This window comes from Blautia sp. MCC269, from assembly GCF_018785655.1.
Taxonomy (GTDB): domain Bacteria; phylum Bacillota; class Clostridia; order Lachnospirales; family Lachnospiraceae; genus Blautia_A.
Window position 1 is genome coordinate 1 of the sequence record NZ_WQQE01000076.1, and the last position, 934, is coordinate 934.

Annotated in this window: 2 protein-coding genes; both read right to left on the reverse strand. The window is 42.0% G+C overall.

Features of this window, described 5'->3' with window-relative positions; genetic code table 11:
* Nucleotides 1-299: IS66 family insertion sequence element accessory protein TnpB (gene tnpB / locus GPK88_RS17185; RefSeq protein WP_215708073.1), on the reverse strand; the 299-nt coding region annotated here is incomplete at its 3' end.
* Nucleotides 293-706, reverse strand: a complete 414-nt coding sequence (gene tnpA / locus GPK88_RS17190; protein ID WP_173763283.1) for an IS66 family insertion sequence element accessory protein TnpA — start codon at nt 704-706, stop codon at nt 293-295. The genes tnpA and tnpB, both read right to left, overlap by 7 nt.
* Nucleotides 707-934: the final 228 nt, after the last annotated feature.

Here is a 934-nt window from a genome sequence, read left to right on the forward strand (position 1 = left end):
GACATGAGCCAGTCGAATTGCTGCCAGGTCAATTGTTTTACTTCCAACTGATTTCTGGGCCAGCGGAATCTGCCCTGGACCTCCATACGTTTATACAGCAACACAAATCCGTCAGATTCCCAGAGCAAAGCTTTGATCCTGTCACAACGTTTTCCACAGAAAAGATACAGGGCACTTCGCTTTGGATCCATATGGAGTTGATCCTCTACAATAGCGCACAGCCCGTCAATGGATTTCCGCATATCCGTTCTGCCTGTTACGATATAGATTTCATCGGCGGCTGTGATATCCCCTAACATTCCAACTCCTTCACAATGCGAAGCGTTTGAGCCAGAAGCTGAGGATCTGTTCCATTTGGTATTGTTAGATGAAAGCTTCCTACAGAAAGCTTCATTGGCTCTGCTACAGAAAGGTTATTTCTTTCCGTAGCTGCCGGAATTACATTTAATGGCTGTTCATAAGGAATCGGGTCAGTATCATGAAAATCCACTCTGACAACTTCCTGGCTTTCTGGTGCACAATAGGTGCGTCCAGTTGACGCCGGTAAATCCACACAACCTTTCTGACGCAGTCTTTTTACCCAGTTGTAAAAAGTTCCTGGCTTGATATCATGTTTTACACACCATTGATGATCTGTCAATCCACTTTGACGGCATTTCATGATGAGACGGTATTGTTCTTCAGCAGGTATTCTTTTGCTTCTCATGAGCACACCTCCATAACTTGAATAGAGTAAAATGCTCGCATCTATCATTTCTGGCAAGAGAAAATGAAGTGAAATGCTTGCATTCTCTAATGATTATTATGAATTGATTTTTAGGGCAACACAATCCGTCGAATTATTTTGCGCTTACTTTCTTATTTTTTCGGGACCCATAATCTTCTATTATGATCCATTAAATCACCTGTTTTTCCTTAATATAAAGGCTTTGTC